Genomic DNA, 26,750 nt, shown 5'->3' on the forward strand with positions numbered 1-26,750 from the left:
TTGTATGATCTATAAACGAAGTGTGAGCCGGTCGATGGTCCGGACCACTTGCTGTGGACCCGCTTGGCGTCCGAAGATTTTTCTCCCCGCTCTCCGCAACCGCGCGAAGGGCGGGGAGCGTCTTTGCGAACGCCCTTCGGGGGGTCGGCGGGGATGCGGCCCGAGGCGTGGGGACGTCTCGGTCATTTCAGGACACAGGGGAAGAGCGGGTACGCATGAGGGCGTTTGACGCACGGTCAGTTGTACCGCCTGAAGCGAGACGGCCGATTGCGGCACATGACGCGAAAGTGACGGCCGGCACGTACAACCCTCCCGGGGGGAAGCGTGTCCAACTGGCGTGGCTCAGGTTCTCGACTTCTCCGCTGCGACCCGCAGCCGACCCCGGATGCCCGGCGCGCCCGGCGGCATGCCGGTGATCGCGCCCATGCCCGCGGCGCGGCCCACCCGCATACCGAACCAGCGCGACGGCGTCGAGGACGTGACGGCCGCCGGGACCACCGTCGACCACCTCACCGAGACCTACCGCGCGCACTACCGCTCGCTGCTGGGCCTCGCCGCCCTCCTGCTCGACGACACAGCCTCCTGCGAGGACGTCGTCCAGGAGGCGTTCATCCGGGTGCACTCCGCGCGCAAACGCGTCCGCGACCCCGAGAAGACACTCGCCTACCTGCGGCAGACGGTCGTCAACCTCTCCCGCTCCGCCCTGCGCCGCCGCATCCTCGGCCTCAAGCTGCTGTCCAAGCCGATGCCGGACATGGCGAGCGCCGAGGAGGGCGCGTACGACCAGCTGGAGCGCGACTCCCTCATCAAGGCGATGAAGGGGTTGCAGCGCCGCCAGCGCGAGGTCCTGGTGCTGCGCTACTTCGCGGACATGACCGAGGCGCAGGTCGCCGAGACGCTCGGCATCTCGCTGGGCTCGGTCAAGGCGTACGGCTCCCGGGGCATCGCGGCTCTCCGCCTCGCGATGGAGGCGCCGGCATGAGCAAGGACGGCGAGTCCCATGACTCCCACGAGCGCCATGAACCCTTCGCGTGGCACGAGCCGACGCGCACGAACGAGCAAGAACACAGGCAATCGCACGCTGGGAACGGAACTGTGAACGACGGCCTCGAGGACCGGAGCGCCGAAGGGCTCGACCCGGACGAACTGGCCCTGCGCAGGATGCTGCACCAGGCGGTGCAGACGGTCGAGCCGCGCGACGGCACCCTGGACCATCTGCGCCGTGCCGTGCCCGCCCGGCGGGCACGCAAGCGGCAGGCCATGGTCGGCATGGCCGCGGCGGCCCTGTTCATCGGCACCGCCGTGCCGGCCCTGGTGCACGTCTCCAACTCCACCGGCTCCGACGTCAACCCCTCCGTCGCCGGCCAGGCCTCCCAGGCGCAGGGCGGGGCGAGCCAGGGGAAGAACGCGGACGGCAGTGAGAGCACCGCGGGCGGCGGCTCCGGGACCTCCCCGGGCCACGGCAAGGGCGACACGAAGGGCGACGGCAAGGGCAAGAACAACGGCGCCGGCACGGGCGGCAGCGCCGGTACCGGCCCCTCGTCGACCAGCGCGTCCGCCGCGGTGTGCGCCGCGGCCCAGCTGGGCTCGGCCACCGGGACGACCGCCGCGCCCGACTCCACCGGCGCGGTGTACGGCACCTTCCGCGTCGTCAACGTCTCCTCCGCCTCCTGCACCGTCGGCGGCCCCGGCTCGGTGCGCACGCTCGCCCAGGGCGCGGCCGACGCCACGAAGATCACCACGGCCCGGCATGTCTCCGGGGACGCGGCGGCCGCGCTGCCCGACCCCGCGACCGAGGTCACCTCGCTGCTGCTCGCGCCGGGCGCCTCCTACGAGGTGAAGTTCGCCTGGGTGCCCACGGAGACCTGTCCCACCACCGGCACGGGCAACGGCGGCACCACGGACGGCGGTTCGACCGCGAGCCCCACGCCCACACCGGATGCGGGCACCACCTCCGGCTCCGCGTCCAGCGGCACGGACAGCGGGGTGACGACCCAGATGTTCACCGAGGACGGGGGCACGGCGGACGGGTCCGTCGTCATCTCCCACACCGCGGAGGCGGGCTCGCCGACGGTCTCGGCGACGGTGTCCGGCGCGTGCGCGGGTGTCGTCTACTACACCGGGCTACTGGCCGGGTCCTGACACTTCGCGTCAGACGCCTGGCCGTTGGACGCCTGGTCGTCAGACGCCGGACGGGCTGGCCTGGGAAACGGTCTCCTCATCGGGGACCAGACCCATCCGCGCGTCCCGCGCGAACTCGATCTCGCGGCGCAGCAGACGGAACCACATGAAGACGACGAAGCCTGCGAAGACGAACCACTCGCCGGTGTAGCCGAGGTTCTGGAAGGCCTTGAGGTCGAGACCGGAGTCCGGCGGCGCCGCCGCGGGCACGGCCCTCATCCCGGAGCCGGCCTTGTCGAGCGTGATCCACGCGTCCTCCACGCCGTACGGCACCAGGTTCACCAGCGAGGCCGCGCTGATCGCCGCGGTCTGCCCGGCAGGCAGCCCGCCCTGCGCACTGACGCCGTTGTCGCCCGGTGTCTCGGAGGCCTGCAGCGCGCCGGTGACGGTGACCTCGCCGGTGGGTGCGGCGGGTGCCTTCGCCGGATCGGCGGCGCCCGGCAGCCAGCCACGGACCACGGGCAGCGCCTCGCCGCCGTCCATCCGCAGCAGTGTCAGCACGTAGAAGCCCTGCTTGCCGTCCAGTTGGCGGTTCGGGACGAGCAGTTGCTTGTCGTACCGGCCGGTCGCGGTGGCCTGTCTGCCGGAGGTCGCCTTGTTCACCGGCAGCAGCTCGCGCAGCGGCCGGGGCGCCTCGTGCCGGTCCGTCGTGACCCGCTCGGTCGCCTCGCGGTGGTCCTGCACCCGGCCCTCGAACCGGCTCAGCTGCCAGGACCCCATGAAGATGCAGAAGGGGATGGCGAGCAGCACGAAGACGTTGATCCCCCACCACCGGGGCGTCAGCAGAAACCGGTACACGCCATCAACGGTACGGTGTCGTTCCGGTGAGCCGGGACGGGGGGTTCGCAGCTGCTCCCAGCCGACCGCGCGGGAACTGCGTTGCTGATCTTCGGGCCCTCCCGTGGCGACGCGACTCACGAGCGCTCAGTCTCCCGGCACGGTTCAGTACCGCTCGGCGAGGTGGTCCCGTCCGGCCGGAGGCTCGTACGGCTCCGGCCAGAAGTCGGTGATCGCGGATATACGGCCGTCCTCGTCCCCGGTGAAGAAGGAGATGCCGTACATCTCCTCCAGTCCCACCGCGAAGTGCGTCCAGCTGACCACCTGCCCCGGCTCGGCGACCAGGCGCTCGATCCGCAGATGCCAGTCACCCGGGTACTCCCGGTTGAACCGCACGTACCGCTCCCGGCCGCTGATCCTCTCGCGGGTCTGCGGCAGGGTGTAGACGACGTCCTCGGCGAGCGTGCCCGCGAAGGCGTCCCAGTCCCGGGCCTCGGCGGCGGCCCAGAACCTCTCGACTGTTTCGCGCAGATCGGTCATGCCGAAGAGTGTGCACGCCGCCACTGACAATCAGACTCTGCGCGCCTTCAAGGAGTACATCAGCGGGATGCCCGGGCGGGTCGGGGGGAAGCGGTAGTAGCCGTCGTCGTGGCGCTCGAACGTCTCGAAGCGCTGGAAGACGGAGACGTCGTGCTCGTGCAGGAACTCGATGCGCAGACCCGTCGCGGCCAGGGCGGAGACGACCTCGCCGAGCGGGTGCTGCCACTCCACGGTCCGGTTGTGGACGGTGTCGGTACTGTCCGCCGCGTACGTGCCGGGGTAGTCGTACACCTGCGCGGCCCGGTCGAAGTAGTCCCGCACCACCCGCGAACCGGTCTCGTCGTCGAGGACGTCGGTGAGCGGATGGAACTCGCAGAGATACAGGAATCCGCCGGGCGCGACCAGCGCGGCCGCCGTCTCGGCCCACCGCCGGATGTCCGGCAGCCAGCACAACGCTCCGACCCCGGTGTAGACGACGTCGTACGACGGCTCCGGCACCGCGCTCGCCGCGTCGTACACGTCCGCCGCCACGAACTCCGCCCGCTCCGGCCCGAACCCGAGGCCGGCGGCGAGGCCCCGGGCCACCTCGACGGCCGGTGCGGAGAAGTCGAGGCCGACGACGCGGGCCGCGCCGTGCCGGGCCCAGGAGAGGGTGTCGGTGCCGATGTGGCACTGCAGATGGAGCAGGGTCCTGCCGGTCACGTCGCCGACCTCGGCCAGTTCGAAGGAGCGCAGGGCCTCCTTGCCGGCCCGGAAACCGTCGAGGTCGTAGAAGTCGCCGGTGGCGTGCAGCGGGACCCTCTCGTCCCAGTTGGCCCGGTTGGTCTCACGCCAGTCGGAGGGGACCCCGGCGGGGACGGTGGGGGACATGATCGCGCCTTCCTGACCTGCTTGGACGGGTGTTCGGTAAGTGCCGGGTAGAAGTTATCCACAGCCTGGGTCCCGGGCCAGCGAATTGTCGGCGAGGACGGGCACTATGGGGCCATGACTGAGAGCAACGGGTCCGACGCCCCGGATCAGGTACAGAACGAGAACATGCCGGACTGGGAGAAGCGCTTCCGGGCGCCACGGGTGTCGCTGCCCGACTGGGCGGAGGACGCACCGGACCGCTCCCTGTTCGTGTCGAACGCGACGGGGACCTACGAGCTGTACGCCTGGGACCGCTCGACCGGCGTCCAGCGCCAGGTCACCGACCGGCCGAACGGCACGACGGACGGCGTGCTCTCCCCGGACGGCGCCTGGATCTGGTGGTTCGACGACAAGGACGGCGACGAGTTCGGCGTCTGGCGCAGACAACCCTTCACGGGCGGCGCGGACGAACCCGCAGCCCCGGGCCTGGACGCCTCCTATCCGGCGGGCCTGGCCCTGGGGCGCGACGGCCGCACCGCCGTCGTGGGGCGCTCCACGGACGAGGACGGTACGACGATCCACCTCGTGCGCACCGGCGAGGACCCCGTGGAGATCTACCGCCACCGCGAGTCCGCGGGCGTCGGCGACCTCTCCCACGACGGCTCGCTGATCGCGATCGAGCACACCGAGCACGGAGACGCGATGCACTCCGCGCTGCGCGTCCTGCGCCCCGACGGCACGGCGGTCGCCGAGCTCGACGACACCCGCGGCGGCACCGAGGAGCTCGGCCTGGAGGTCCTCGGCTTCGCCCCCGTCGAGGGCGACACCCGTCTGCTCGTCGGACACCAGCGCCGGGGCCGCTGGGAGCCGGCGGTGTGGGACGTGGCCACCGGCGAGGAGACCGACCTCGCCCTGGACCTGCCCGGCGACGTCAGCGCCGAGTGGTACCCGGACGGCACGGGCCTGCTCATCGCCCACAGCTTCGAGGCGCGCAGCGAACTCTTCCGGTACGACCTGGCCGAACGCGCCCTGGAGCGGATCCCGACCCCGCCCGGCACGGTCTCCGGTGCGACGGCCCGCCCCGACGGCGCCGTGGAGTACCTGTGGTCGTCGGCCGCCCAGCCGTCGGCGGTCCGCTCCACCACGGGCGAGATGGTCCTCGACCCGCCCGGCATGAAGTCCCCCGGCTCGGTCCCGGTGGAGGACGTGTGGGTGGAGGGCCCGGGCGGCCGCATCCACGCCCTGGTGCAGAAGCCGGCGGGCGCCACCAGCCCCCTGCCCACGGTGTTCGACATCCACGGCGGCCCCACCTGGCACGACAGCGACTCCTTCGCGGCGGGCCCGGCGGCCTGGGTCGACCACGGCTACGCGGTGGTCCGTGTCAACTACCGCGGCTCGACCGGTTACGGCCGCGCCTGGACGGACGCCCTCAAGCACCGGGTCGGTCTGATCGAGCTGGAGGACATCGCGGCGGTCCGCGAATGGGCGGTGACCTCGGGCCTCGCCGACCCCGCCCGGCTGATCCTCACCGGCGGCTCCTGGGGCGGCTACCTCACCCTCCTCGGCCTCGGCACCCAGCCGGACGCGTGGACGCTGGGCATCGCGGCGGTCCCCGTCGCCGACTACGTCACGGCGTACCACGACGAGATGGAGGCGCTGAAGGCCATGGACAGGACCCTCCTGGGCGGCACCCCGGAGGAGGTCCCCGACCGCTTCGAGGCGTCCTCCCCGATCACCTACGTCGACAAGGTCACGGCCCCGGTCTACATCTCGGCCGGCGTCAACGACCCGCGCTGCCCCATCCGCCAGATCGAGAACTACGTCAAACGCCTGGAGGCGAGAGGGGCGACCCACGAGGTGTACCGCTACGACGCCGGGCACGGCTCACTGGTGGTGGACGAACGGATCAAACAGGTCCGCCTGGAGCTGGACTTCGCGGACCGGCATCTGGGCTGACGGGAGGTTCCCGGCCCCGGGCGTGTGCTGTCGGCCCGTCCGGCGGTCGCGGACGAGGTCCGTTCAGGGCCGGAGCGGGCGTCCGGGGGCGGTGGCCCCCGGCACCGCTCGCTCCGGGGGACGGCGGCCCAGCAGTTCCGCCAACCCCCGCCGCGTGGCAGCGAGGACCACCCGGTCCGTCCCGCTCAGCACATACGCGTCGGGCAGGTCCCACACCAGCCCCGAGTTCCGCCCGTCCTCGTACGCCTCCTCCGCGGCCGACTCCTCCCGCCTGCCGGCGGAAGCCCCCGTGTCCAGCGCCAGCACCCGCCAGGAACCCGCCCGGAAGGCCTCCGCGACGGTCTTCCCCTCCAGCTGCGGATGCCCGGCCACCTCCACCGCGGCGAACAGCAGCACCCGCCGCTCGACCGGAATGGCGCCCAGGATCTGGCGCCCCATCATCGCCCCGGCGAACGCGGGAGCCGCCAGGTGCGACACGCTCCGGCTTCGGGTGGACGCCCGGGGATGGGCGGCCCTGAGCGTCCGGTACACGGCCGTCGAGAAGTCGTCGTCGTACAGCCGCAGTACCACCCGCAGATCCGGCCGCACGGACCGCGCGTACAGCGCGGCCTCCAGATTCGTCGTGTCGGCGCTGGTCACCGCGAGCAGCGCATGCGCCCGATGGATCTTCGCGGCCTCCAGCACCCCCTCCTGTGTGACGTCCCCGAGCACCACCGGCACCCGTAGCCGACGGGCCGTGGCCAGCCCCCGCGCCTCGGGATCGGACTCCACGCAGACCACGGGGATGCTCAGTTCCCGCAGCCGCGTCAGAACCCGCGTACCGATCTTGCCGAGCCCGAGGAGGACGACATGACCGCCCATCCCCCGAGGCGGCTTGCGCAGCGCGGAGGCGCTCCGGAAGGTGCCCAGCGCCTCGAGCACCGCGGCCAGCAGCACCGGCAGCAGCAGCAACCCGACCAGTCCGGAGAGAAGTTGGAGAATCTGCCGCCCCACGGAGGCGCCGATGGCCGGGTCGTCGATGGCGAACAGATCGAGCAGCGTCAGATAGAAGGCCTTCAGCGGATGGATCCCGGTCACCAGCCACAGGGCGACCGCGAGCGCGACCACGCAGGCGACCATCCCGGCCAGCGACCACCGCAGCCGCCGCGAGAACAGCGAGGCGAACGGCACGGCACCGCGCGCCGGCGGCAGCGAGGGGCCGGCGTAGGAGACCTGTTCCAGGACGACCGTCCCGCGCCCGGTCGCGCCGCGCACCGCCTCCGCGTCGGGCAGCAGCGACGGCCCCTCGTCGCCGGGTCCGGAGCCTTCCGGGACGCCCGAGCCGTTGCCGGTCGGGGACAGCAGCGCGAGCGTGGCCAGCCCCGGCTCGGCCATCTGCCCGGGCCGCGGCGTCCGCTCCACCGCCCGCAGCAGCAGCCCGTCGGTCTGTACGACCTTGCTGGTGCCGGCGACGGCGGTGGCGACCAGCGCCGGCGCGGCCGTGTCGGCGTCGGAGAGCACGGTCGTGGAGGCGTCGACGCCGGCTCCGTCGTCGTTGCCGTCGCCCGCGGCCAACGCGGCCGCCTGGTCGAGGAGTTCCTCGATGTGCTGGCCGAGTCGCCGGTTGTACAGGCGCAGCACGAGCCGCAGCCGGGGGTTGAGGCGGCGGGCGGTGAGCGCGGCGCGGATGTTGGTCTCGTCGTCGTCGTACACGAGCGCCAGCGCGGCGGCCCGTTCGACGCCGGCGGCGGCGAGCACCGCCTCGTTCGGCTCGGTGGCCTCCATGACGGGGGCGCCGGCGGCGGGCTCACCGTTGCCGCCCGCGCGGTTGACCGCCGCGCTCACCCGGTCGAGCAGCGCCGCCGTGGTCGCCCGGGCCCGCCCCACCACCGGCGGGCGCACACTCCGCTCGGAGGGCGGCACGACGAGCGTGACCTGTTCGCCGTACACACCGCGCAGTTCGGCGGCCAGGCGGTGTGCCAGGCCGTCGTCGCCGCAGACCACCATGTGCCCGGAGGGGTCACCACTCGGCACACCTTGACTCGGAACGCTCCCCACGAGGTCAAAGAGTGCCCCAAAGAGGCAGGTGGTTCCAGCAGCCACTGAACGTTCACCGTCCTCCCGCCGTAGTGAAGGGGAGGGAACCAGCGCCCTGCCGCAACACCGGAGGTACCTCGCCCGTGGCCATCACCGAAGAAGCCCCCAGAGGGCCGAACAGCCACGCCCCGGCTCCGCCGACAGAGACGCCGCCGAAACCCGCCGCTACGAAGTCGCCGGACACGAAGCCCGCCGACGCGAAGCCCGCTTACCGAAAGCCGCCGGACGCGAAGCCCGCCGACCCGAAGCCGTTCGATCCGAAGACACCGGACGCGAGGCCCCGGGACGCGAGGCCCCGGGACGCGAGGCCTGGGGGCACGAGGTCTGGGGGCGCGAGGTCTGCGGACGTGACGCCCGCCGACTCCGAGCCGCCGGACGCGAAGCCCGCCGACGCCAAGTCGCTGGACAAGCGACTCGCTGACCCGAAGTCGCCGGACGTGAAGTCCGCCAACGCGCAGTCGCCCGACGTGAAGGCCGTCGACGCGCAGTCGCCCGACGCGAAGGCCGCCAACGCGAAGTCTCCCGACTCGAAGTCGCCCCTAATCCTCACGCTGCTGCTGCTCTCCGTGGTGCTGTTGCAGGGGCCCATCCGTGGGGCCCTGTCCGCGCCGGTGATGCAGAGCTGGATGACGGTGTTCGTGGCCGTGCTGGTGCAGGCGCTGCCCTTCCTGGTGCTCGGTGTGCTGCTCTCGGCGGCGATCGCGGTGTTCGTGCCGCCGTCGTTCTTCGCCCGCGCGCTGCCGAGCCGCCCGGCGCTGGCGGTGCCGGTGGCCGGGATGGCGGGCGCCATGCTGCCGGGCTGTGAGTGCGCGTCGGTCCCGGTGGCCGGAGCACTGGTACGCAGGGGTGTGACCCCGGCCGCGGCTCTCGCCTTCCTGCTCTCCGCCCCGGCGATCAACCCGATCGTGCTGACGGCGACCGCGGTGGCCTTCCCCCGCAACCCCGAGATGGTCCTCGCCCGGTTCCTCGCCAGCCTGCTGGTGTCCTGCGTGATGGGCTGGCTGTGGCAGCGCCTCGGCCGCACGGACTGGCTGCGCACACCGGAGCGTTCGCACTACGAGGGTCCCAGCAAGGGCGCCGCCTTCTGGAACTCGGTGCGGCACGACGTGATGCACGCGGGCGGCTTCCTGGTCGTCGGCGCGATGGCCGCGGCGACGCTGAAGGCGCTGGCCCCGGCGAGCTGGCTGCGCACGGCCGCGGAGAACCCCCTGGTCGCGATCCTCGCCCTCGCCGTCCTCGCCGTACTGCTGTCGATCTGCTCGGAGGCGGACGCGTTCGTGGCGGCCTCGCTGACCCAGTTCTCCCTGACGGCCAAACTCGCGTTCCTGGTGGTGGGACCGATGATCGACCTCAAGCTGTTCGCGATGCAGGCCGGCACCTTCGGCCGCGGCTTCGCCCTGCGGTTCGCGCCCGCCACCTTCGCCCTGGCGATCGTCGGCGCGGTCCTGACCGGGGCGGTGCTCCTGTGAACCGACAGGCCCAGGCGGCGATCCTGTTCCTGACCGGCGCGGCCCTGCTGCACGCCGGCCTCACCAACCTCTACCTGCGCTACGTCAAGGCGGGCCTGCAACCCCTGCTGCTGGCGTCGGGAGCGCTCCTGATCCTCACCTCGCTGGCGACGGTCTGGTACGAGTGGCGGGGCCGCAGGCCCAAGGCAACGGAAGCCCACGACCACGACCACGGCCATGACCGTGAGCACACGCCGGAAGACGCCCACGACCACGAGCACACGCATCGCGAACCCCGCATCTCCTGGCTCCTGGTCCTCCCCCTCCTCGCCCTCATCCTCGTCGCCCCGCCGGCCCTCGGCTCGTACAGCGCGATGCGCACCGGTACGGCCCTGCAGCAGCCCTACGGCTACAACAAGCTGCCCGCGACCGGCCCGCTGAACCTCACCGTGGTCGACTACGCGGGCCGCGCCGTCTACGACCACGGCCGCACCCTGGCGGGCCGCCAGATACGCGTGACCGGCTTCGTCGCCCTGGACCACGCGGGCGCCCCCTACCTGGTCCGCATGGCCCTCAACTGCTGCGCCGCGGACGCCCAGCCGGTCAAGATCGCCCTGACCGGCAAGGTCCCGCCGGTCCTGGAGCCGGACAAGTGGCTGGAGGTGACCGGCACTTACACCACCCAGCAGATCAAGGACCCGGTGAACAACGGCCCGATCCCGTACCTGAAGATCACGTCGGCCAAACCGGTACCGACGCCGTCGGACCCGTACGACGAGAGCTGGAACCAGTAACCGCGCTCAACGCGCCGCACAAGGACGGATCTCCCCCCTACAACCTTCCGCGGCACCGGCCCGTCCAATGTGTGTCCGGCGCCGGTCCGTGCGCCGGAGTCCGCTTTCCTGTCCACCTGGGGGATGTCATGAGTCCTGTCTCCGTCGGGCGCGTGCTGCGCCGCGGGGCATGTGCCGCAGCCGTGGGCGCGCTGGTCGTCGCCGGTCTGGGGAGCGGGGTCGCGCTCGCCGACGACACAGCGCAGTCCGACCAGCTGTGGATCCAGGCACCGTACGACCAGTCGGTCACCGTCGCGCCGGACGGCGGCACGGCGCAGTACCGGTCACTCGCGCTCGGCCTCTACCACGACAACGACAACTTCACCGTGACCGACGGCCGGCTGACGGTCGACGTCTCCGGGCTCGCCGGGGTCGCGGACGTGTCCTGGCCCGACAACTGCACGCCGAACGACGCGGGCACCGTCGCGGTGTGCGACACCGGGGACGTGCCGACCCGCTACAGCGCGCAGGTCCGGCTGAGGGTACGGGCCGCGGTGGGCGCCGTGGTCGGAGCACAGGGCGCGATCGAGTACTCGGCCACGGCGACCGGCGGCCCCGACGGCACGCTCACCGCGCCGGAGGGCTCGGCGGAAACCTTCGTCACGGTTGGCTCCGGCCCGGACCTGGGCATCAGCGCCCCGACGGACGTCAGCGGCATCGCACCCGGAACCACCCTGACCGTGCCGTCCGCCGTCACCAACACCGGCAACGAGACCGCGCACGGCTTCACGGTCAAGATGTGGGCGACATACGGCCTTCGCATCACCACCCGCTACCCGCAGTGCACCTACACGGAGCCGGACCCGAACGGCGAGTACACGCCGATGACGGTGGCGAGCTGCACCTTCAACACGGAGGTGCCCCCGGGTGCGACAGTGAACCTCCCCGAGCCCCTCCGCCTCACCCTGACCCGCCACGCCCTCTACGAGCGCTTCGACTACGAGGTAGAGCCCGCAGGCGACACCGCCGACCTCGACACCTCGGACAACGGCCGCTCCTGGCACATCAACGCCGACAACACGGCCGACTTCGCCGTCCACGGCACCGCGGCGACGGGCGCCGCCGGCGACACGGTCACCGCCGGCTTCCGCTTCGTCAACCACGGCCCGGCCTGGGTCGGCAACGTCGCCTCGGGCGACCCGGTGGCGGTGATCGACTACTACCTCCCCGAGGGCACGACCGCCACGTCGGTCCCCAGCACCTGCCACCTCACCTCGACGTCCGGCGACGACCCGACGATCGGCCACTACGCCTGCACGCTCCCCCTGTGGGCCAAGCCGAACCTGAAAGTGGCCTTCCCCTTCAAACTCCACATCGACCGTTTCGTCCCCAACGCGACGGGCCACGTCACGGTCCACCCCCACTCCGACACGTCCTCGAACTTCGACCCGAAGCCGAAGAACAACACGACGAGGGTGGTACTGAACCCGACGACCTGACACGAGATCCCGCCGGACCTTCCTTACCGGGCAAGGCCGCACAATGTTCACGGATCGGTAATCGGAGTGACACCGATCCAGCCATCCTGTGACGGTGGCTGTGTCTTGACTGTGTGCCCTCGCTCACCTGGAAGGTGCTGGCACATGGTCAAGAAGAGACGTCTCAGAGTTGTCGCGATATCGGTGGCGGCGTGTGGGATCGGGATCGGCCTCGCGCTGTCCGCCGGCGCGGCCGACGCCAGTGGCGGCGTCGCCGCGTGGTCGTCGGTGCCGGCGGTCACCGACGCCCGCGGCGTCACCGCCCCGAACGTCCTGTCGCCCGGGCTCGCCGAGCACCCCGTCGCGCAGGGCTCCCTGAAGCTGGAGAACCCGACCGTCGAGGTCCCGTACTACGGCTACCTCGGCGACGGCACGCTGCTGCCCGACCCCGCCGTCAAGCAGGCCCCGGGCGTGAAGATCGAGGCGAGCAAGACCGAGCCCGACAAGAACACCTACCTGCGGATGTCCGGCCTGCACGGCGCCGACCCGTCGTACCCGTACGGCAAGCACTTCCTCTTCCAGGGCCACGAGGGCGGCGAGGCCGGGTACATCACCCGCGTCAACCTCGACGCCGACCAGGCCCACCGTGTGACCCTGCTGGCCACCAAGGAGACCGACGGCACGAGCATTCCCGCCATCGACGGCTCCACCTGGGACCCCTGGGCCAAGCGGCTGCTGTTCACCTCCGAGGAGGGCGCCGAGGGCGCCGTGCTCCAGGCCACCCCGGACATCGACTCGAAGGTCGAGGACATCTCCTCCGTCACCGGGCGGGCCGGCTTCGAGGGCGTGCAGAACGACTCCGCCGGCAACATCTGGCTGGTCGAGGACAGCGGCGGAGCCACGGTCGCCACCAAGGCGAAGATCCCCAACAGCTTCGTCTACCGGCTGATCCCCTACGACAAGCACGACCTCACCAAGGGCGGCAGGCTCCAGGCTCTGCAGGTGGTCTCCCGCCGCAGCGGCTCGCCCATCGCGTACCAGGGCGTCGACAGCGCGCACCCCACCGGCGGAGCGTTCACCGACGACGAGAAGGACCTGACCAACTACGGCCCGGCCCTGAGCACCCACTGGGTGACCATCCACGACACCAGGACCGACACCAGCGGCAAGGCGTTCGACGCGAACGCCCTGGCGAAGGCGGCCAAGGCCACCCCGTTCAAGCGTCCGGAGAACGGACAGTTCCGCCCCGGCACGGACTTCCGCGAGTTCTACTTCGACGCCACCGGCGACACCAACACCACCAGCACCGCCAACGACGGCTACGGCGGCTGGGGCACCCTCTACAAGCTCACCCAGAGCGACCCGCGCTCCGACAACGGCAAGCTCAGCGTCTTCTACACCGGCGACCAGGCGCACACCGGCATCGACAACGTCACCTTCCTCGACCGCACGCACGTCGCCTTCGTCGAGGACGCCAGCGACACCGTGCACACCCAGCGGGGCGCCTTCGACTCCGGGTACGTCTTCGCCACCACGACCGACTACTCGCGCGGCGAGCAGCCGGTGCGCTTCCTCGCCGAGGGCCGCGACCCCTCGGCGACCCTGGACAACATGCTGTCCTCGGTGAACGGCGGCATCCAGAACGACGGTGACAACGAGATCACCGGCATCCACGCCTCCGACGGCGACCCGGGCACGCACGGCATCCTCGGCGCCAAGGTGCCGACACTGTTCCGCGACGGCTGGCGGCTGTTCTGGACCCAGCAGCACGGCGACAACACCACCTGGGAGATCACCACTCAGGCCGCCAAGTAGCACCGGCCGCCTGAGCGAGCCGGCAACACTCCTCATCCAGGACCCCACCGGCCACCTCGAGGCCGGGCCGCGGAGGGTACATCCCGTCGCCGGCCCGGCCTTCAGGGGCGAGCACGCATGATGATCAGGAAGAGGGAGCCGGGGAGGGCGGTCACTCGAAGAAGTAACGAGGACAGCCTTTCGTACGGAACGCCTGGAAGCGGTGCTCGCAGCCACGGGGGGTATCAGCGAGTGGCGCGTCGGTGAATCATTGGCCGAGTATCACCTCACGAGCCGGCATTCATGCGTTTTCCCTTGGCCGTCCGGCCGTGATCTGAAGAATTTCAGTCGGCTTCACTGGCTCTTGGTGAAGTGAAAGCAGGTGTGACGGACTGGCAACGGCCGTCAGGCACGTCCGTGTGCCTCCTGTGAGCGTCGTGCCAGGGCGTCGATGAGTACGGCGACGAACAGGACGCCGCCCGTGATGACGAACTGGATCGCGGTGGGGGTGTCCGTGATCGCCATGCCCGAGGCGATGGACTGGATGACCAGCATTCCGAGCACCGCGGACCAGGTCGTACCGCGCCCGCCGAACAGGCTCGTGCCGCCGATGACCGCCGCCGCGATGGCGTTGAGGAGCAGCACGCCGGAGCCCGAGCTCTGGCTCACCGAAGTGATACGCGAGGCCAGGAACAGGCCGCCGACCGCGGCCATGGTGCCCGACACCGCGAGCACCGCCGTCTGGACCCCGGTCACGTTGAGGCTGGCGCGCCGGGCCGCCTCGACGCCGCCGCCGAGGGCGTACACCTGCCGTCCGTAGTGTGTGCGGCGCAGCAGGATGTCGAGCCCCGTCACCACCACGAGGAAGATCAGCAGGGCCAGCGGCAGCCCCTGGAACCGGTTGAGCAGATACGCCGAGGCGAACGCGACCACCGCGAGTGCCCCCGTGCGTACGGCGATCTCGCTCAGCGAGCGGTGCGGCATGTTCGCCGCCGTGCGGCGGCGCAGGTCCAGGTACGACACCAGGAAGACCGAGCCCGCCGCGAGCGCCGCCAAGCTGTAGGCGACGGCGTCGTTGGTGAAGTAGTAGCTGGTCAGATTGGCGAGGAAGCCGTTCTCGGCGAGGTTGATCGTGCCGCTGGTGCCGAGGATGTAGAGCATCAGTCCGTTCCAGGTGAGCAGTCCCGCGAGCGAGACGACGAACACCGGCACCCGGGTCTTGGCGCAGGAGAAGCCCTGCACGGCTCCCGCCGCCGTGCCGGTGAGCACCGCGAGGATCAGGGCCAGCCATTCGGGCACACCGTTGTTCACGTTCAGCACCGCGAAGACGGCCGCCGCGAGGCCGCTGATCGAGCCGACCGACAGGTCGAGTTCACCGATCAGCAGCACGAAGACGATGCCGACCGCGATCAGCCCCGTGCCCACGATGTCCACGCTGAGGTTGGACAGGTTCCGCGGCGAGAGGAAGTTCGTGTTGAGGGACTGGAAGATGATCCACACCGTGGCGAGCACGAGGACCACGGGGAGCGAGCCCGTCTCCCCGGCCCGCAGCCTGCTCCGGAAGGAGGCCGCGCCTCCCTTCGCGGCGTGGGCGACGGCATGGCGCAGCCGCGGCCGGCGCGTCGTGGCGGCGGGTGCGGCGGACTCCGCCGGCTGGTTGTCCTCCATACGGCGCATCCCCCTCACCATCCCGCCTCGTGAGCGGGCGGCCGGCGCGGCATGTTCTCCGTGGCGCCCGTGATGGACGAGATGATCTGTTCCTGGGAGGTGGTGTTGACGTTGAAGAAGCCGTTGTTGCGGCCGAGCCGCAGCACCGCGGCCCGGTCCGCCAGCGCCTTCACGTCACCCATGTTGTGGCTGATCAGCAGCACGCCCATACCGCGGTCGCGCAGCGCGTCGACGAGATCCAGGACCTCGGTGGTCTGCTCGAATCCCAGCGCCGCGGTCGGTTCGTCCAGCAGCAGCACCCGGGGCTCGCCGAGCAGCGAGCGGGCGATGGCGACCGTCTGCCGCTGGCCGCTGGAGAGCGACACCACCGGGGCGCGCAGATTGGGGACGGTCCTGGTCAGGCGTTTGAGCAGTTCGAGGGTACGGCTCTCCATCTCCATCTCGTTGAGGAACCCGAACCTGCGGATCTCCCGGCCGAGGAACAGATTGCCGACGACATCGAGGTTCCCGCACAGCGCGAGGTCCTGGTAGACGGTGGCGATGCCGAGGTCCCGGGCGTCGTGCGGGCGTCTGATGTGGACCGGTCGGCCCTCCCACTCGATGACGCCCCGGTCCGCGGGGGCCACGCCGGAGATCACCTTGACGAGGGTGGACTTGCCGGCACCGTTGTCGCCGAGCAGGGCGACCACCTGCCCGGCCTTGATCTCCAGCTCGACGTCCCGCAGGACCTCGACGACACCGAAGCGCTTGCACACCCCGCGCAGCGCCAGCAAGGGGGGAGCCGACACGGGCATCATCTCCTTCCCGGGGCTTGTCAGGTCAGTCCGGCCTTGCTGCAGGCGCTCGCCAGCCGGGGCACACAGATCTGCCCGACGGTGTAGACGCCGTCCTTCACCAGCGTGTCCTTGATGTTGCCGACGGTCACCGAGACGGGCGTGAGCATGACGGCCGGAACCTGTTTGCCGCCGGTCGGCCGCACGGTGTCCTTGGCGACCCGGTCGAGGGCGGCACCATGGGCCGCGGTCACGGCCATGGTGGCCCCGGCCGAGGCCTCGGGACCGAAGGGCTTGTACACGGTCATGTACTGCTCGCCGCCGACGATGCGCTGCACAGCCCCGAGTTCGGCGTCCTGCCCGGTGACCGGGGGCAGCGGGTCGACCTTGTTCGCCTTGAGCGCGGAGATGCTCCCGGCGGCCAGCCCGTCGTTGGCGGCGTACACGCCGTGGATGTTGGCGACCCCGAGGGCGGAGAGCGCGCCGGACATGTTCATGTTCGCGGTCTCCGGCCGCCACTGCAGCGTGTCGTAGGCCTTGCCGATCTTCACCCGGCCCGCGAGCACGGACAGGGCGCCCTTTTTGAACTGTGCCGCGTTGGGGTCGCTGGGATCGCCGTTCATCATGACGATCTGCCGCTTGCCCGCGCTGTCGTCACGCATCGCCCTCAGCAGGGCCCGGCCCTGGAGTCTGCCGACCTCCTGGCCGTCGAAGGAGACGAAGCCGGAGATCGGGCCCTCAGCGAGGCGGTCGTAGGCGATGACCGGGATGTCCGCCTGGGCCGCGTCCCTGACCTCGTTGGCGAGCGATCGGGCGTCCACGGCCACGAGCACGATGGCGTCGACCCCCTTGGTGATCATCGAGTCCATCTGCTCCTGCTGGATCGCCACATCGTTCTTGGCGTTGGCGTGCTCGACCACGCAGTCGGCGCACAGCTGTCTGATCTTCTTCTCCAGCAGGGGCCTGTCCTGTGCCTCCCAGCGGGCCGTGGTGGCGTCCGGCAGCAGCAGACCGATCCGCGGCGCGCTCTGGCCGTCGGGGTCGCCGCCACCCGACCCGCAGGCGGCGAGAGCCACGGCCATCGGGATCACGCCCAACGTCAGCACCACGTGCCGTATGCCGGCCCTCATCCGAAAGACCTCCTTCGCCGGCGTCGTACGCGTGGGGCGAAGGAGCGCGTGCAGAGCGGCGACCCGGATTCGTGCGTGGTCCGGTCGGCCCGTACGCACGACGACCGATGCCCTGCGACGGTACGAGCCCGTATGGGCCGGGCGGCCACGTCGGCACGGACGGCCGCCCCAGGCGATGCGGGGCCTGCGCCCGGCCGGCCCGGTACCGGTGGCGATGTCGTCGAGCATGGCGATACCCGGCCTCCTCACACTCCACGGGTACGGCCGGGCGCCGACGCTAGGGGTCCGCCAGGAACGTGCCGCGTGGACGCGGCGAGACGACCATGTCGCCAGTGTGGCACCGGGCGGGGCGATCGGCGACTCTGTGGGTTTGCCCGTATATGCAATTCTGGTGTGGGGGCCCGATCTCAGTCGCGTCTGTGGTACGGACGGGAAGTAGGTTGCGGACATGCCTCATGACGGCGCCATCCGGGCCGCAGTGTCCGGACCGGGTGTATCCGGGGCCGACACCGCGGACACCGGTGCGCCGCCTCCGGTTCCGCGGGCGGTGGGCGAGCGAGCCCTGGCCTTCGCCGGGGTGGCCCTGGCCGCGGTGTACGTATCCGGCGGCGCCGACAAGCGGGAGCTACGGCTGGCCGAGACGGCCCGGTGGGCCGCCTCCGACTACCGGCTGCCCGAGCATCTGCACCTGCCCGGAGGCTCACCGGCGGAGCACGCCCTGCGCGCCGACCGGCCGCTGTGGCTGGCTCCGGCCGCACTGGCCGCCTACCCCGAGGGCGGGCCCACGCCGCGAGCGGACGCGTCGCTCGGCGCGCTGCCCCTCAGGAGCGAGGGCGAGCGGCTCGGCTGCCTCGTCGTGGTGGGGACCGGGCCGGACGGCTTCTCCGCCGAACAACGGCACTTCCTCGAGCGGTACGCCGACGCGGTCGCCCACCTGCTGCCCTCCGCCGTCGGCCGGCCCGAGCCGTGGGCGCTGCTGGACACCGCCCTGCGCAGTCTGCGCGTCGGCTCCTTCGTGCTGCTGCCGGACACCGGCCGGATCGAGGCGGACCGGACCCTCCTCGACCTCGTCGGCATCACCCCGGACGACTTCGACGGCAAGGCGGACACCCTGCTCGCGCACGCCCTTCCGGAGGACATGCACGCCTTGGTGTCGGTCCTGGAGCCGGCCACCCAGACGTTCGGCCGGCGTGAGCTGGAGTTCCGCGTCCGTGGTCCCACCGGTGAGATGCGCTGGCTGAGCCTGAGCTGCCGAGTGGTGGAGGCCACCGAGGACCGGCCTGAGCTGGTGCTGGGCGTGGTGACGGCCACCTCGGTGCTGCGCCGCAGCGCGGACGAGGTCTCCAGGATCCAGTGGCTCACGGCCGCCCTGGACGACGCCGACACCGTCCGCGACGTCAGCCGCGTCGTGGTCGCCGCGCTGCGCGAGCCGCTGGGCGCCGACCGGGTGGCGCTGGCCGAACTGCAGGGCGAGCGGCTCATGGTCACCGTGCTGGACCCGCCGCAGCCCGACGCCTGGCCCAAGGCCTGGCGCGACGAGTGGCGCACGGAGTGGCCCGACGCGCCCCTGGGCGCCTTGCCCACCCTGCAACTGGCCCTGCAGGACGGGCGGATGGACCTGTGGCCCGCCGGCACCGCCTTCGAACCTGGCCTCGAGGACATCGGTACCGGAGGCCTGGCCGTACTGCCCCTGCCGGCCAGGGGCCAGGTGGCCGGGGTGTGCCTGGTCGGCTGGGACGAGCGGCATGAGTTCGAGCCCGACGAGCGGTCCCTGCTGACCGCCACCGCGGCCCTGGCCGGACAGGCCCTCAAGCGGGCCCACGAGCACGACGCCGAGCAGCAGCTCGCCACCATGCTCCAGCGCAGCTTGCTGCCCCGCCGCCTGCCCGAACTGCCCGGCGGACTGGCCGTGGCCCGTTATCTGCCCGCCCGGCGGGGCCTGCAGGTGGGCGGCGACTGGTACGACGTCATCGCCCTGTCCGAGGACCGGGTGGCGCTGGTCATCGGGGACGTACAGGGACACAGCGCCGGAGCCGCGACGATCATGGGCCAGATGCGTACGGCGGTCCGGGCCTACGCGGTGGAGGGGCACCCGCCCGACGTGGTCGTCAGCCACGCCAACCGCCTCCTCGTCGGCATGGAGACCGATCTCTTCGCCACCTGCTGCTATGCCGAACTGGACATGGAGGAGGGCAACACCCTGTTCGTACGGGCCGGGCACCTCGCACCGCTGGTGCGGCTCCCCGACGGCAGCACCGAGGAGATCGAGGTCGAGGGCGGACTCCCGCTCGGCATCCTCGAGGACGCGGAGTTCCCCATGACCGCGGTCGCACTGTCGCCCGGCACCGTGCTGGCCCTGGTCACCGACGGCTTGGTCGAGGCCGTCGGCCTGCCCGTGGACGAGGGCATGGACCTCACCCGGGGCGCACTCGCCGCGGCCAATCCGACGGACCTCGGCCGCATGGCCGATGAGCTGCTCGGCGACGTCGGCCGCCGCGAGGACGACGTGGCGCTGCTGCTGCTGCGCTACGACGGCATGGGGACCCGCCCCACCCGGGCCGGCTGGGTGGTGTGGCGGCTGCCCGACGCCGTCATGCACGCCCGCCGCTTCACGGCGCGCACCCTTCGCAGCTGGCAGGCCGAGGAAGTGGCCGACGCGGTGCTGCTGGTCGTGTCCGAACTGGTCACCAACGCTCTGGTGTACACCCAAGGCCCGGTCCGCCTCGATGTGGTCCTGCGCGGGGACCGGATCCGGGTCGCCGTCAGCGACTCCTCGCCGCGGGCGCCCGCCAAGCCGGTGATCATGGACTGGGAGTCCACCGGCGGCCGGGGCCTGATGCTGGTCGAGGCGATGTCGGAGTCCTTCGGCACGACGCCGGTGGCGGGCGGCAAGCAGGTGTGGAGCGAGATCGTCGTACCGCACGAGCCGGATCCCGGGGTCTCCGGGACCGGAACGCTTTGAGGGGGCCAGCCGTGACCTTCCGCAGAGCCCATTTCCTCGCGGTGCTCCTCGCCGTACTCCTGACGCTGTCCCAGGCGGCTTGCGGGGACGAGGGCGATGGCAAGGCGGGCGCGAACGGCTTCGCCGTGGGCCTGCTGCTGCCGAGCCGGTCGCTGCCCCGCTGGGAGCACTCCGACAAACCACTGATCGAGCAGCGGGTGAAGGAGCTGTGCCCGCACTGCACCCTGGAGTACGCCAACGCCGACGACGACGTGGCCCGGCAGCGAGCACAGATGGACTCCATGATCACCAAGGGGGTCAAGGTCCTGATCCTCGATGCCGCGGACACCAAGGCCGTGCGTTCCTCGATCCGCGAGGCCCGCGCCGCGGGCGTACCGGTCGTCGCCTACGACCGGCTCGCGGAAGGCCCGATCTCCGGCTTCGTCAGCTTCGACGGCGGCGAGGTCGGCAGGCTCCAGGGCGAGGCGCTCCTCAACGCCATGGGCACTGCCAAGGCACGGCAGATCGTGATGCTCAACGGAGACCCGACCAGCCCCAACGCGGCCTGGTACCGCCAGGGCGCGCTCTCCGTCCTCGCGGGCAGGGTGCGCATCGGCAGGGCCTACGACACCCAGGGATGGAGCACGGAGAACGCCCACGCCCATATGTCCGCCGCCATCGCCGAGCTCGGCCCGAACGGGATCGACGGCGTCCTCTCGGCCAACGACGCCATGGCCGCGGGCGCCATCGCCGCACTCAAGAGCGCCGGCGTCACGGCTCTCCCGCCGGTCACCGGCCAGGACGCCGACCTCGACGCCGTACGCCGTATCGTCAAGGGCGAGCAGTACATGACGGTCTACAAGCCGTTCCGCACGGAAGCGGCCGCGGCCGCCGAGCTGGCCGTCGCGCTGGGCCGCGGCCACGATCTGCGCACCGTCGCCCCGACGACCACGGACAGTCCCACCACCCGGAACATTCCCTCGGTCCTGCTCACCCCGCGCGCGGTGACGAAGGACAACATCGAGCAGACCCTGGTCAAGGACCACGTCTACACGATCGACCAGATCTGCGGCGGCCTCCGGACGGCCTGCGCCCGCATTGGTCTCACCGGGTAGAGGACCCTCGGCTCCGGGCGGGCCGCTGTTCCCTTGAGGGCTCGTCCTGAATGCAGGCCTGGGACCCACGATCGACTGGCCGTCGGGCTCAGGGTGTGTGCAGGTTGGCGGCGCCGCGCTCCTGCTCTATTGCCGGTTCGGCTCAGTGCATGTCAGGAGGTCTGTCTGGTGAGCAGGATTCCAAGATCTTCTCCCAGATTTCTCCCAGCAGCCCCCCGAAAACCACTCAGGGACCCGACCCGCCCTGCGGATCAAGCCCCTGACCTGGTGTTTCGGCTGTCGGGGTGGCGGGATTTGAACCCACGACCTCTTCGTCCCGAACGAAGCGCGCTGCCAAGCTGCGCTACACCCCGATGTCGCTGCAGTCCTGCTCGTCGCGGCGACGTCGTTTACTTTAGCCCACCGGTGGCTGTAGACGAAATCCGGTTTTCGCGCGGTGGCGGACGGGGTTCGGGCGGGCGTGGTCGAGGGCGACGAGGAGGACGGCGAGGACGTAGAAGGCGAGGCCCAGGAGGAGGGCGTTGCCGAGGACGCCCTTGTAGCCGTGCAGGTCGACGTCCAAGAAGGGGTAGAGGTAGCGGCCCCGAGTTCCGGGGAGGATCAGTTCGCCTCGGATGAAGGAGAGGGCCAGGTAGGTCAGGGGGTAGAGGAGCCACGGTGCCGCCTGGCGCAGGTGCAGGCGGCCGGGGGATGTGAGGAGCAGCCAGTCCAGGACCGCGGCCGCCGGGACCGCCGTGTGGAGGAGCTGGTTGGTCAGCCACTGCCGGCCCGTTGGCGCCGTTGTACCGCCCGTCAGGGAGAAGGGGGGCGAGGCGTGGGTCAGGAGCAGGTGGTAGACCAGGGCCGCGATCACGACGTACAGCAGTGCCGCGCCCGTGACGGCGGACGGCACCGGGCGGCGGGCCGTCCAGGCTCGGCGGGCCGAGAGGGTGAGGACGGCGGCCAGGAACAGGCTGCTCTGGATCGTGAAGTGGCTCAGGACCCGGATCGGGCTGCCGAGGAACAGGTCGACGGTGACGGCCGCCACCGCCACCAGGGCCACGAGCAGGCGGTACACGGCGGTGAGAGGGCGGCGGACCGGGGTCACCACCGCCGTGGCGGGGACGGCGGAGGGCATCAGCACGGGCACGCCCGGGACCGCGGGGAGGTCCGGGATGTCCCTGGGTATGGGGGCGGTCATGCCCCCAAGCTAGGGAGGGGGGACGAAAGGGGCTATCCGGACGGGCCGTATGGGGTACGGCCGACGGCGGACGCCTTCGGCCCGGCCCTGTCTATGGCCCGGCCCTGCCTTCGGCCCGGCCGAAAGCAGGGCCCCGCCTACTCCCGGCCCACCAATGTCAGCAGCGTGACCTCCGGTGGGCACGCGAACCGTACCGGCGTGTAGCGGTTCGTGCCGCAGCCCGCCGACACGTGCAGATACGACGTACGGCCCTCCGCCCGGTGCGAGGACAGGCCCTTCACCCGGTCCGCGTCCAGGTCGCAGTTGGTGACCAGGGCGCCGTAGAAGGGGACGCAGAGCTGCCCGCCGTGGGTGTGGCCGGCCAGGATCAAGGGGTACGAGTCCGCCGTGAAGGCGTCCAGGACGCGCAGGTACGGCGCGTGGACGACGCCCATCGAGAAGTCCGCCGAGGGTGAGGGGCCGCCGGCCACCTGGACGTAGCGGTCGCGCTTGATGTGTGGGTCGTCCAGGCCCGTCAGCTCGACCGAGACTCCCTCGATCTTCAGCTGACCGCGCGTGTTGGTGAGGTTCAGCCAGCCCGCCGCGTCGAAACCGTCCCGCAGATCCTCCCACGGGTTGTGGATCGCGCCGACGACCGGCGGGTTGCCGTTCAGACCGTGCCGGCCCTGCACCTTCTCCAGCAGATAGCGGGCGGGGTTGCGGGGCCTGGGGCCGTAGTAGTCGTTGGAGCCGAAGACATAGGCGCCGGGGAACTCCATCAGCGGGCCCAGCGCGTCCAGGACCTCCGGCACGGCCTCCGGGTCGGACAGGTTGTCACCCGTGTTGATCACGAAGTCGGGGCGCAGGCCGGCCAGCGAGCGCAGCCAGCGCTGCTTCTTGCGCTGGCCGCCGACCATGTGGATGTCGGAGACCTGCAGGACGCGCAGGGGGCGCATGCCGGACGGCAGGACGGGCACCGTCACCCTTCGCAGGCGGAAGGAGCGGGCCTCGAACCCCGCCGCGTAGGCCACACCGGCGGCGCCTGCCGCCGCGATCCCCAGAGGTACTCCGTATCGAGCGCGCATACCTCCATCGTGACAGACCCGGCACGGCACCCGAGCCACCCCGGTCCGTGACCGCACGATCCTCACCGCCCCTTAAGTGACAGGGCGTCGGGCCGTCCAAATGGAAGGGCGTCGGGGTGTCGGTACCTGCCACAATCAAACCCATGACCACGCTCAAGTCGAAGCTGCAGGAAGACCTCACGGCCGCGATCAGGGGGCACGACGAGCTCCGCTCCTCGACGCTCCGGCTGACGCTCGCCGCGATCACCAAGGAGGAGGTCGCGGGCAAGCAGAAGCGCGAGCTCTCCGACGACGAGGTGCAGAAGGTGATCACCCGCGAGGCGAAGAAGCGCCGGGAGGCGGCCGAGGCCTTCGCGCAGGGTGGCCGCGCCGAGTCCGCCGAGCGGGAGAAGGCGGAGGGCGAGGTCCTCGCCGCGTACCTGCCGAAGCAGCTCAGCGACGAAGAGCTGAACACCATCGTCGCCCAGGCCGTCGAGGAGGCGAAGGCGGCCGGCGCCGAGGGTCCGCGTGCCATGGGCGCCGTCATGAAGATCGTCAACCCGAAGGTCGCGGGCCTGGCCGAGGGCGGCCGGGTCGCCGCGGAGGTGAAGCGCCTCCTCGCCGGCTGACCGCAACCGCGGCACGCAACGGAAACGGCCCCTGATCGTCGTACCGGAGAAGTCCGGTCACATACCGGAGAGATCCGGTTACGACGGTCAGGGGCCTCGGCGTGCTCAGGCCACGGCGTCAGCCGCGGCGGCCGCCATTTCCGTTGCCGTTGCTCTGGCCCTGGAAGAGGTTGTCCGGGAACGAGAACGTCGGCGTCGGGAAGGTGCCACCGTTGTTGCCGCCCGAGTCCTGGCCGCCGTTGGTCAGGCCGCCGTTGTCGTTGCCGCCGTTCTTCCCGTCGCCGTTTCCCTTGTCCTTGCCCTTGTCGGGATTGGGGATGTAGACGAGGTGGAACTGCTCCACCGGCTTGCCGTCCAGCGCGCCGTCCATCATGTCGCGCCAGATCGGTCCGGGGACCTGGCCGCCGTAGACCTTCTCGTTCCAGACGCCGCCGATGGTGATGTTCTTCATCTGGCGCTCGTGGGCCGGGTCGCCGACCCAGACCGCGCCCGCCATGTTCGGGGTGAAGCCGACGAACCAGGCCGCGTAGCGGTTGTCCGTGGTACCGGTCTTGCCCGCGCTCGGGCGGCTGTCGAGGCCCGCCGCCTTACCGGTGCCGTCCTCGACCACGCCCTTCAGCAGCGTCGTCACGGTGTCGGCGGTCTTCTCCGACATCGCGCGCGAGCAGGTCGACTTCGGCACCTCCAGCGACTTCTTCTGGGTGCCCACGGTCTGGGCGATCGACTCGATGGCGACCGGCGTGCAGTACATGCCGCGCGCGGCGAAGGTGGCGTAGGCGTTCGCCATGGTCAGCGGCGACATCTCCTGCGTGCCGAGCGCGATCGACGGGGCCTGCTGGATCTTCCTGCCGTCGGCCCGATCCACGCCCATCTTCTGCGCCATCGTCGTCACCGGGCAGATGCCGATGTCGCTGATCAGCTGCACGTAGTAGGTGTTGACCGACTTGGCGGTCGCCTCCTTCATGGAGTACGGGCCGTGTTCGTCGGGGTTCTCGTTGGTGAGCTTGACGCCCTTCTCGTCCCAGGTCCTGCCGTCGCAGGCGGAGACGGGGGCGGGGTAGTCCATCTCGTACGGCGAGGAGTACTCCTGCGTCGCCGGCGTACCGCCCTCTATGGCGGCCGCGGCCACGATCGGCTTGAACGTCGAACCGGGCTGATAGCCCGCGCCGCCGCCCATGTCCTTGTCCACGGACAGGTTGATCGAGGTCTCGTGGTCCTTGATGTTGATGCCGTACGGCCGTGACTGGCCCATCGCCAGGATCTTGCCGGTGCCGGGCTCCACGATGGTCGCGGCGGTGGCGACCTGGTCGCTCTTGTAGACGTGCTCCTTGATGGAGCGCTGGACGGATTTCTGGGACTGCGGGTCCAGCGTCGTGCGGATCGTCAGACCGCCCTGGTTCCAGACCTTGGCCCGGGCCTCCTGGGTCTTGCCGAACATCGGGTTGGTCAGGAAGACCTCGCGCACGTAGTCGCAGAAGAAGCCCGCGCCCTTGACGGCCGTGATGCAGCCGTTCTTGGGCTTGCTGGGGTCGAGGCCCAGCGGCGTCTTCTTGGCCGCGTTGGCCTCCGCCTGCGAGACGTCACCCATGTCGGCCATGCGCTGCAGCACGACGTTGCGGCGCAGGGTGGCCTCCGTCGCGTCGTTGACCGGGTCGTACCGGGTCGGCGACTGGACGATGCCCGCGAGCAGCGCGGCCTGCTGGAGGTTGAGGTCCTTGGCGTGCTTGGAGAAGTAGCGCTGGGAGGCTGCCTCGACGCCGTAGGCCTGCTCGCCGAAGAACGTGATGTTCAGGTAGTTCTCGAGGATCCTCTTCTTGCCGAGTTCCTCCTCCACCTGGATCGCGTACTTCAGTTCCTTGATCTTGCGGCCGATGGTCTGCTGGGTGGCCTCGGCGACCTTGGTGGGGTCGTCGCCGGCCTCCTCCACGAAGACGTTCTTGACGTACTGCTGGGTGAGCGTGGAGGCGCCCTGGGCGACCCCGCTGCTCTGCACGTTCTTGTTGAGGGCGCGCAGGACGCCCTTCAGGTCGACCGCGCCGTGCTGGTAGAAGCGCGAGTCCTCGATCGCGACGATCGCCTTCTGCATGTACGGCGAGATGTCCTTGAGCTGGACGACCGTACGGTCGCGCGAGTACACGGTGGCGATCTGGCCGCCGTCGGCGTCGAGGATGGTGGTGCGCTGGCTGAGCGGAGGCGTCTTCAGATTGGCCGGCAGCTCGTCGAAGCTCTCCACCGATCCCTTGGCGGCCAGGCCCAGCGCGCCCACGGCGGGCAGCGCGATGCCGGCCATGACGGCTCCCGCGAGCACACTGACACCGAGGAACTTGGCGGCCTGCTGCGTTGGGGACAGGCCACCGCCCGAGCGCTTCTTTGGCATGAGGGCAGCCTACGTTCTCAAT

General features: G+C 70.9%; 20 protein-coding genes and 1 tRNA gene. 10 read left to right on the top strand and 11 right to left on the bottom strand.

Annotated elements, in window-relative coordinates; genetic code table 11:
* The first annotated feature begins 406 nt into the window (after nucleotides 1–406).
* Together ABZ453_RS15435 and ABZ453_RS15440 are read left to right on the top strand one after the other, a co-directional pair.
* Nucleotides 407–982, top strand: a complete 576-nt coding sequence (locus ABZ453_RS15435) for a SigE family RNA polymerase sigma factor (protein ID WP_133044365.1) — start codon at nucleotides 407–409, stop codon at nucleotides 980–982.
* Between the two features lie 113 nt (nucleotides 983–1,095).
* On the top strand, nucleotides 1,096–2,142 hold the full coding sequence (locus ABZ453_RS15440) for a hypothetical protein (RefSeq protein WP_359015345.1): 1,047 nt from the start codon (nucleotides 1,096–1,098) through the stop codon (nucleotides 2,140–2,142).
* A 39-nt stretch (nucleotides 2,143–2,181) separates the two neighbouring features.
* Here the strand turns inward: ABZ453_RS15440 and ABZ453_RS15445 are convergent, their stop codons facing one another.
* From ABZ453_RS15445 to ABZ453_RS15455, 3 genes are all read right to left on the bottom strand, one after another.
* Nucleotides 2,182–2,979, bottom strand: a complete 798-nt coding sequence (locus ABZ453_RS15445) for an SURF1 family protein (protein ID WP_359015347.1) — start codon at nucleotides 2,977–2,979, stop codon at nucleotides 2,182–2,184.
* 144 nt (nucleotides 2,980–3,123) lie between these two features.
* Nucleotides 3,124–3,498 (bottom strand): nuclear transport factor 2 family protein, encoded by a 375-nt coding sequence (locus tag ABZ453_RS15450; protein WP_359015349.1) that lies wholly within the window; start codon nucleotides 3,496–3,498, stop codon nucleotides 3,124–3,126.
* Nucleotides 3,499–3,528: 30 nt separating this feature from the next.
* Nucleotides 3,529–4,368 (bottom strand): class I SAM-dependent methyltransferase, encoded by an 840-nt coding sequence (locus ABZ453_RS15455; RefSeq protein ID WP_359015351.1) that lies wholly within the window; start codon nucleotides 4,366–4,368, stop codon nucleotides 3,529–3,531.
* A gap of 114 nt (nucleotides 4,369–4,482) precedes the next feature.
* On the opposite strand from ABZ453_RS15455, the gene ABZ453_RS15460 reads away from it, so the two are divergent.
* Nucleotides 4,483–6,303 (top strand): prolyl oligopeptidase family serine peptidase, encoded by a 1,821-nt coding sequence (locus ABZ453_RS15460; protein WP_359015353.1) that lies wholly within the window; start codon nucleotides 4,483–4,485, stop codon nucleotides 6,301–6,303.
* Between the two features lie 63 nt (nucleotides 6,304–6,366).
* Here ABZ453_RS15460 and ABZ453_RS15465 read toward each other — a convergent pair whose 3' ends face one another.
* On the bottom strand, nucleotides 6,367–8,289 hold the full coding sequence (locus ABZ453_RS15465; protein WP_359015452.1) for an NAD(P)-binding protein: 1,923 nt from the start codon (nucleotides 8,287–8,289) through the stop codon (nucleotides 6,367–6,369).
* Nucleotides 8,290–8,846: 557 nt separating this feature from the next.
* Between ABZ453_RS15465 and ABZ453_RS15470 the strand changes: the two genes are divergently transcribed.
* From ABZ453_RS15470 to ABZ453_RS15485, 4 genes are all read left to right on the top strand, one after another.
* Entirely contained in the window at nucleotides 8,847–9,848 is a 1,002-nt protein-coding gene (locus tag ABZ453_RS15470; RefSeq protein WP_359015454.1) for a permease, read from the top strand.
* Nucleotides 9,845–10,621 carry a TIGR03943 family protein gene (locus ABZ453_RS15475; RefSeq protein ID WP_359015355.1) on the top strand — a complete coding sequence of 259 codons (777 nt, stop codon included), beginning with the start codon at nucleotides 9,845–9,847 and terminating at the stop codon, nucleotides 10,619–10,621. Before ABZ453_RS15470 ends, ABZ453_RS15475 begins: the two co-directional genes overlap by 4 nt.
* Nucleotides 10,622–10,749: 128 nt before the next feature.
* The gene (locus ABZ453_RS15480) at nucleotides 10,750–12,099 is read left to right on the top strand and encodes a hypothetical protein (protein WP_359015357.1); all 1,350 of its coding nucleotides are present in this window, start codon (nucleotides 10,750–10,752) and stop codon (nucleotides 12,097–12,099) included.
* A 144-nt stretch (nucleotides 12,100–12,243) separates the two neighbouring features.
* Nucleotides 12,244–13,893 (top strand): hypothetical protein, encoded by a 1,650-nt coding sequence (locus ABZ453_RS15485; RefSeq protein WP_359015358.1) that lies wholly within the window; start codon nucleotides 12,244–12,246, stop codon nucleotides 13,891–13,893.
* Nucleotides 13,894–14,277: 384 nt separating this feature from the next.
* Here ABZ453_RS15485 and ABZ453_RS15490 read toward each other — a convergent pair whose 3' ends face one another.
* The 3 genes from ABZ453_RS15490 to ABZ453_RS15500 are packed head-to-tail and all read right to left on the bottom strand — an operon-like array spanning nucleotide 14,278 to nucleotide 17,443.
* Nucleotides 14,278–15,549, bottom strand: a complete 1,272-nt coding sequence (locus ABZ453_RS15490) for a sugar ABC transporter permease (protein ID WP_359015360.1) — start codon at nucleotides 15,547–15,549, stop codon at nucleotides 14,278–14,280.
* 5 nt (nucleotides 15,550–15,554) lie between these two features.
* Nucleotides 15,555–16,337, bottom strand: coding sequence for an ATP-binding cassette domain-containing protein (locus ABZ453_RS15495; protein WP_359015362.1), 783 nt, complete (start codon nucleotides 16,335–16,337; stop codon nucleotides 15,555–15,557).
* Between the two features lie 17 nt (nucleotides 16,338–16,354).
* A complete protein-coding gene (locus ABZ453_RS15500; protein WP_359015364.1) occupies nucleotides 16,355–17,443 on the bottom strand; it encodes a substrate-binding domain-containing protein in 1,089 nt (362 codons plus the stop codon).
* Between the two features lie 448 nt (nucleotides 17,444–17,891).
* On the opposite strand from ABZ453_RS15500, the gene ABZ453_RS15505 reads away from it, so the two are divergent.
* On the top strand, nucleotides 17,892–20,405 hold the full coding sequence (locus ABZ453_RS15505; protein ID WP_359015366.1) for a SpoIIE family protein phosphatase: 2,514 nt from the start codon (nucleotides 17,892–17,894) through the stop codon (nucleotides 20,403–20,405).
* An 11-nt stretch (nucleotides 20,406–20,416) separates the two neighbouring features.
* Nucleotides 20,417–21,499, top strand: coding sequence for a substrate-binding domain-containing protein (locus ABZ453_RS15510; RefSeq protein WP_359015367.1), 1,083 nt, complete (start codon nucleotides 20,417–20,419; stop codon nucleotides 21,497–21,499).
* Nucleotides 21,500–21,778: 279 nt separating this feature from the next.
* On the opposite strand, the gene ABZ453_RS15515 is transcribed toward ABZ453_RS15510, so the two are convergent.
* The 3 genes from ABZ453_RS15515 to ABZ453_RS15525 form a co-directional block, all read right to left on the bottom strand.
* Nucleotides 21,779–21,852: transfer RNA gene (locus ABZ453_RS15515), tRNA-Pro, on the bottom strand.
* A gap of 41 nt (nucleotides 21,853–21,893) precedes the next feature.
* On the bottom strand, nucleotides 21,894–22,679 hold the full coding sequence (locus tag ABZ453_RS15520; protein WP_359015369.1) for a Pr6Pr family membrane protein: 786 nt from the start codon (nucleotides 22,677–22,679) through the stop codon (nucleotides 21,894–21,896).
* A gap of 137 nt (nucleotides 22,680–22,816) precedes the next feature.
* Nucleotides 22,817–23,743, bottom strand: a complete 927-nt coding sequence (locus ABZ453_RS15525) for a metallophosphoesterase (RefSeq protein ID WP_359015371.1) — start codon at nucleotides 23,741–23,743, stop codon at nucleotides 22,817–22,819.
* Between the two features lie 143 nt (nucleotides 23,744–23,886).
* Between ABZ453_RS15525 and ABZ453_RS15530 the strand changes: the two genes are divergently transcribed.
* Nucleotides 23,887–24,351, top strand: a complete 465-nt coding sequence (locus tag ABZ453_RS15530) for a GatB/YqeY domain-containing protein (RefSeq protein WP_359015373.1) — start codon at nucleotides 23,887–23,889, stop codon at nucleotides 24,349–24,351.
* 118 nt (nucleotides 24,352–24,469) lie between these two features.
* On the opposite strand, the gene ABZ453_RS15535 is transcribed toward ABZ453_RS15530, so the two are convergent.
* On the bottom strand, nucleotides 24,470–26,728 hold the full coding sequence (locus ABZ453_RS15535) for a transglycosylase domain-containing protein (protein WP_359015375.1): 2,259 nt from the start codon (nucleotides 26,726–26,728) through the stop codon (nucleotides 24,470–24,472).
* Nucleotides 26,729–26,750 lie beyond the last annotated feature (22 nt).

This window comes from Streptomyces sp. NPDC005799 (assembly GCF_040630525.1).
GTDB lineage: Bacteria > Actinomycetota > Actinomycetes > Streptomycetales > Streptomycetaceae > Streptomyces > Streptomyces griseorubiginosus_B.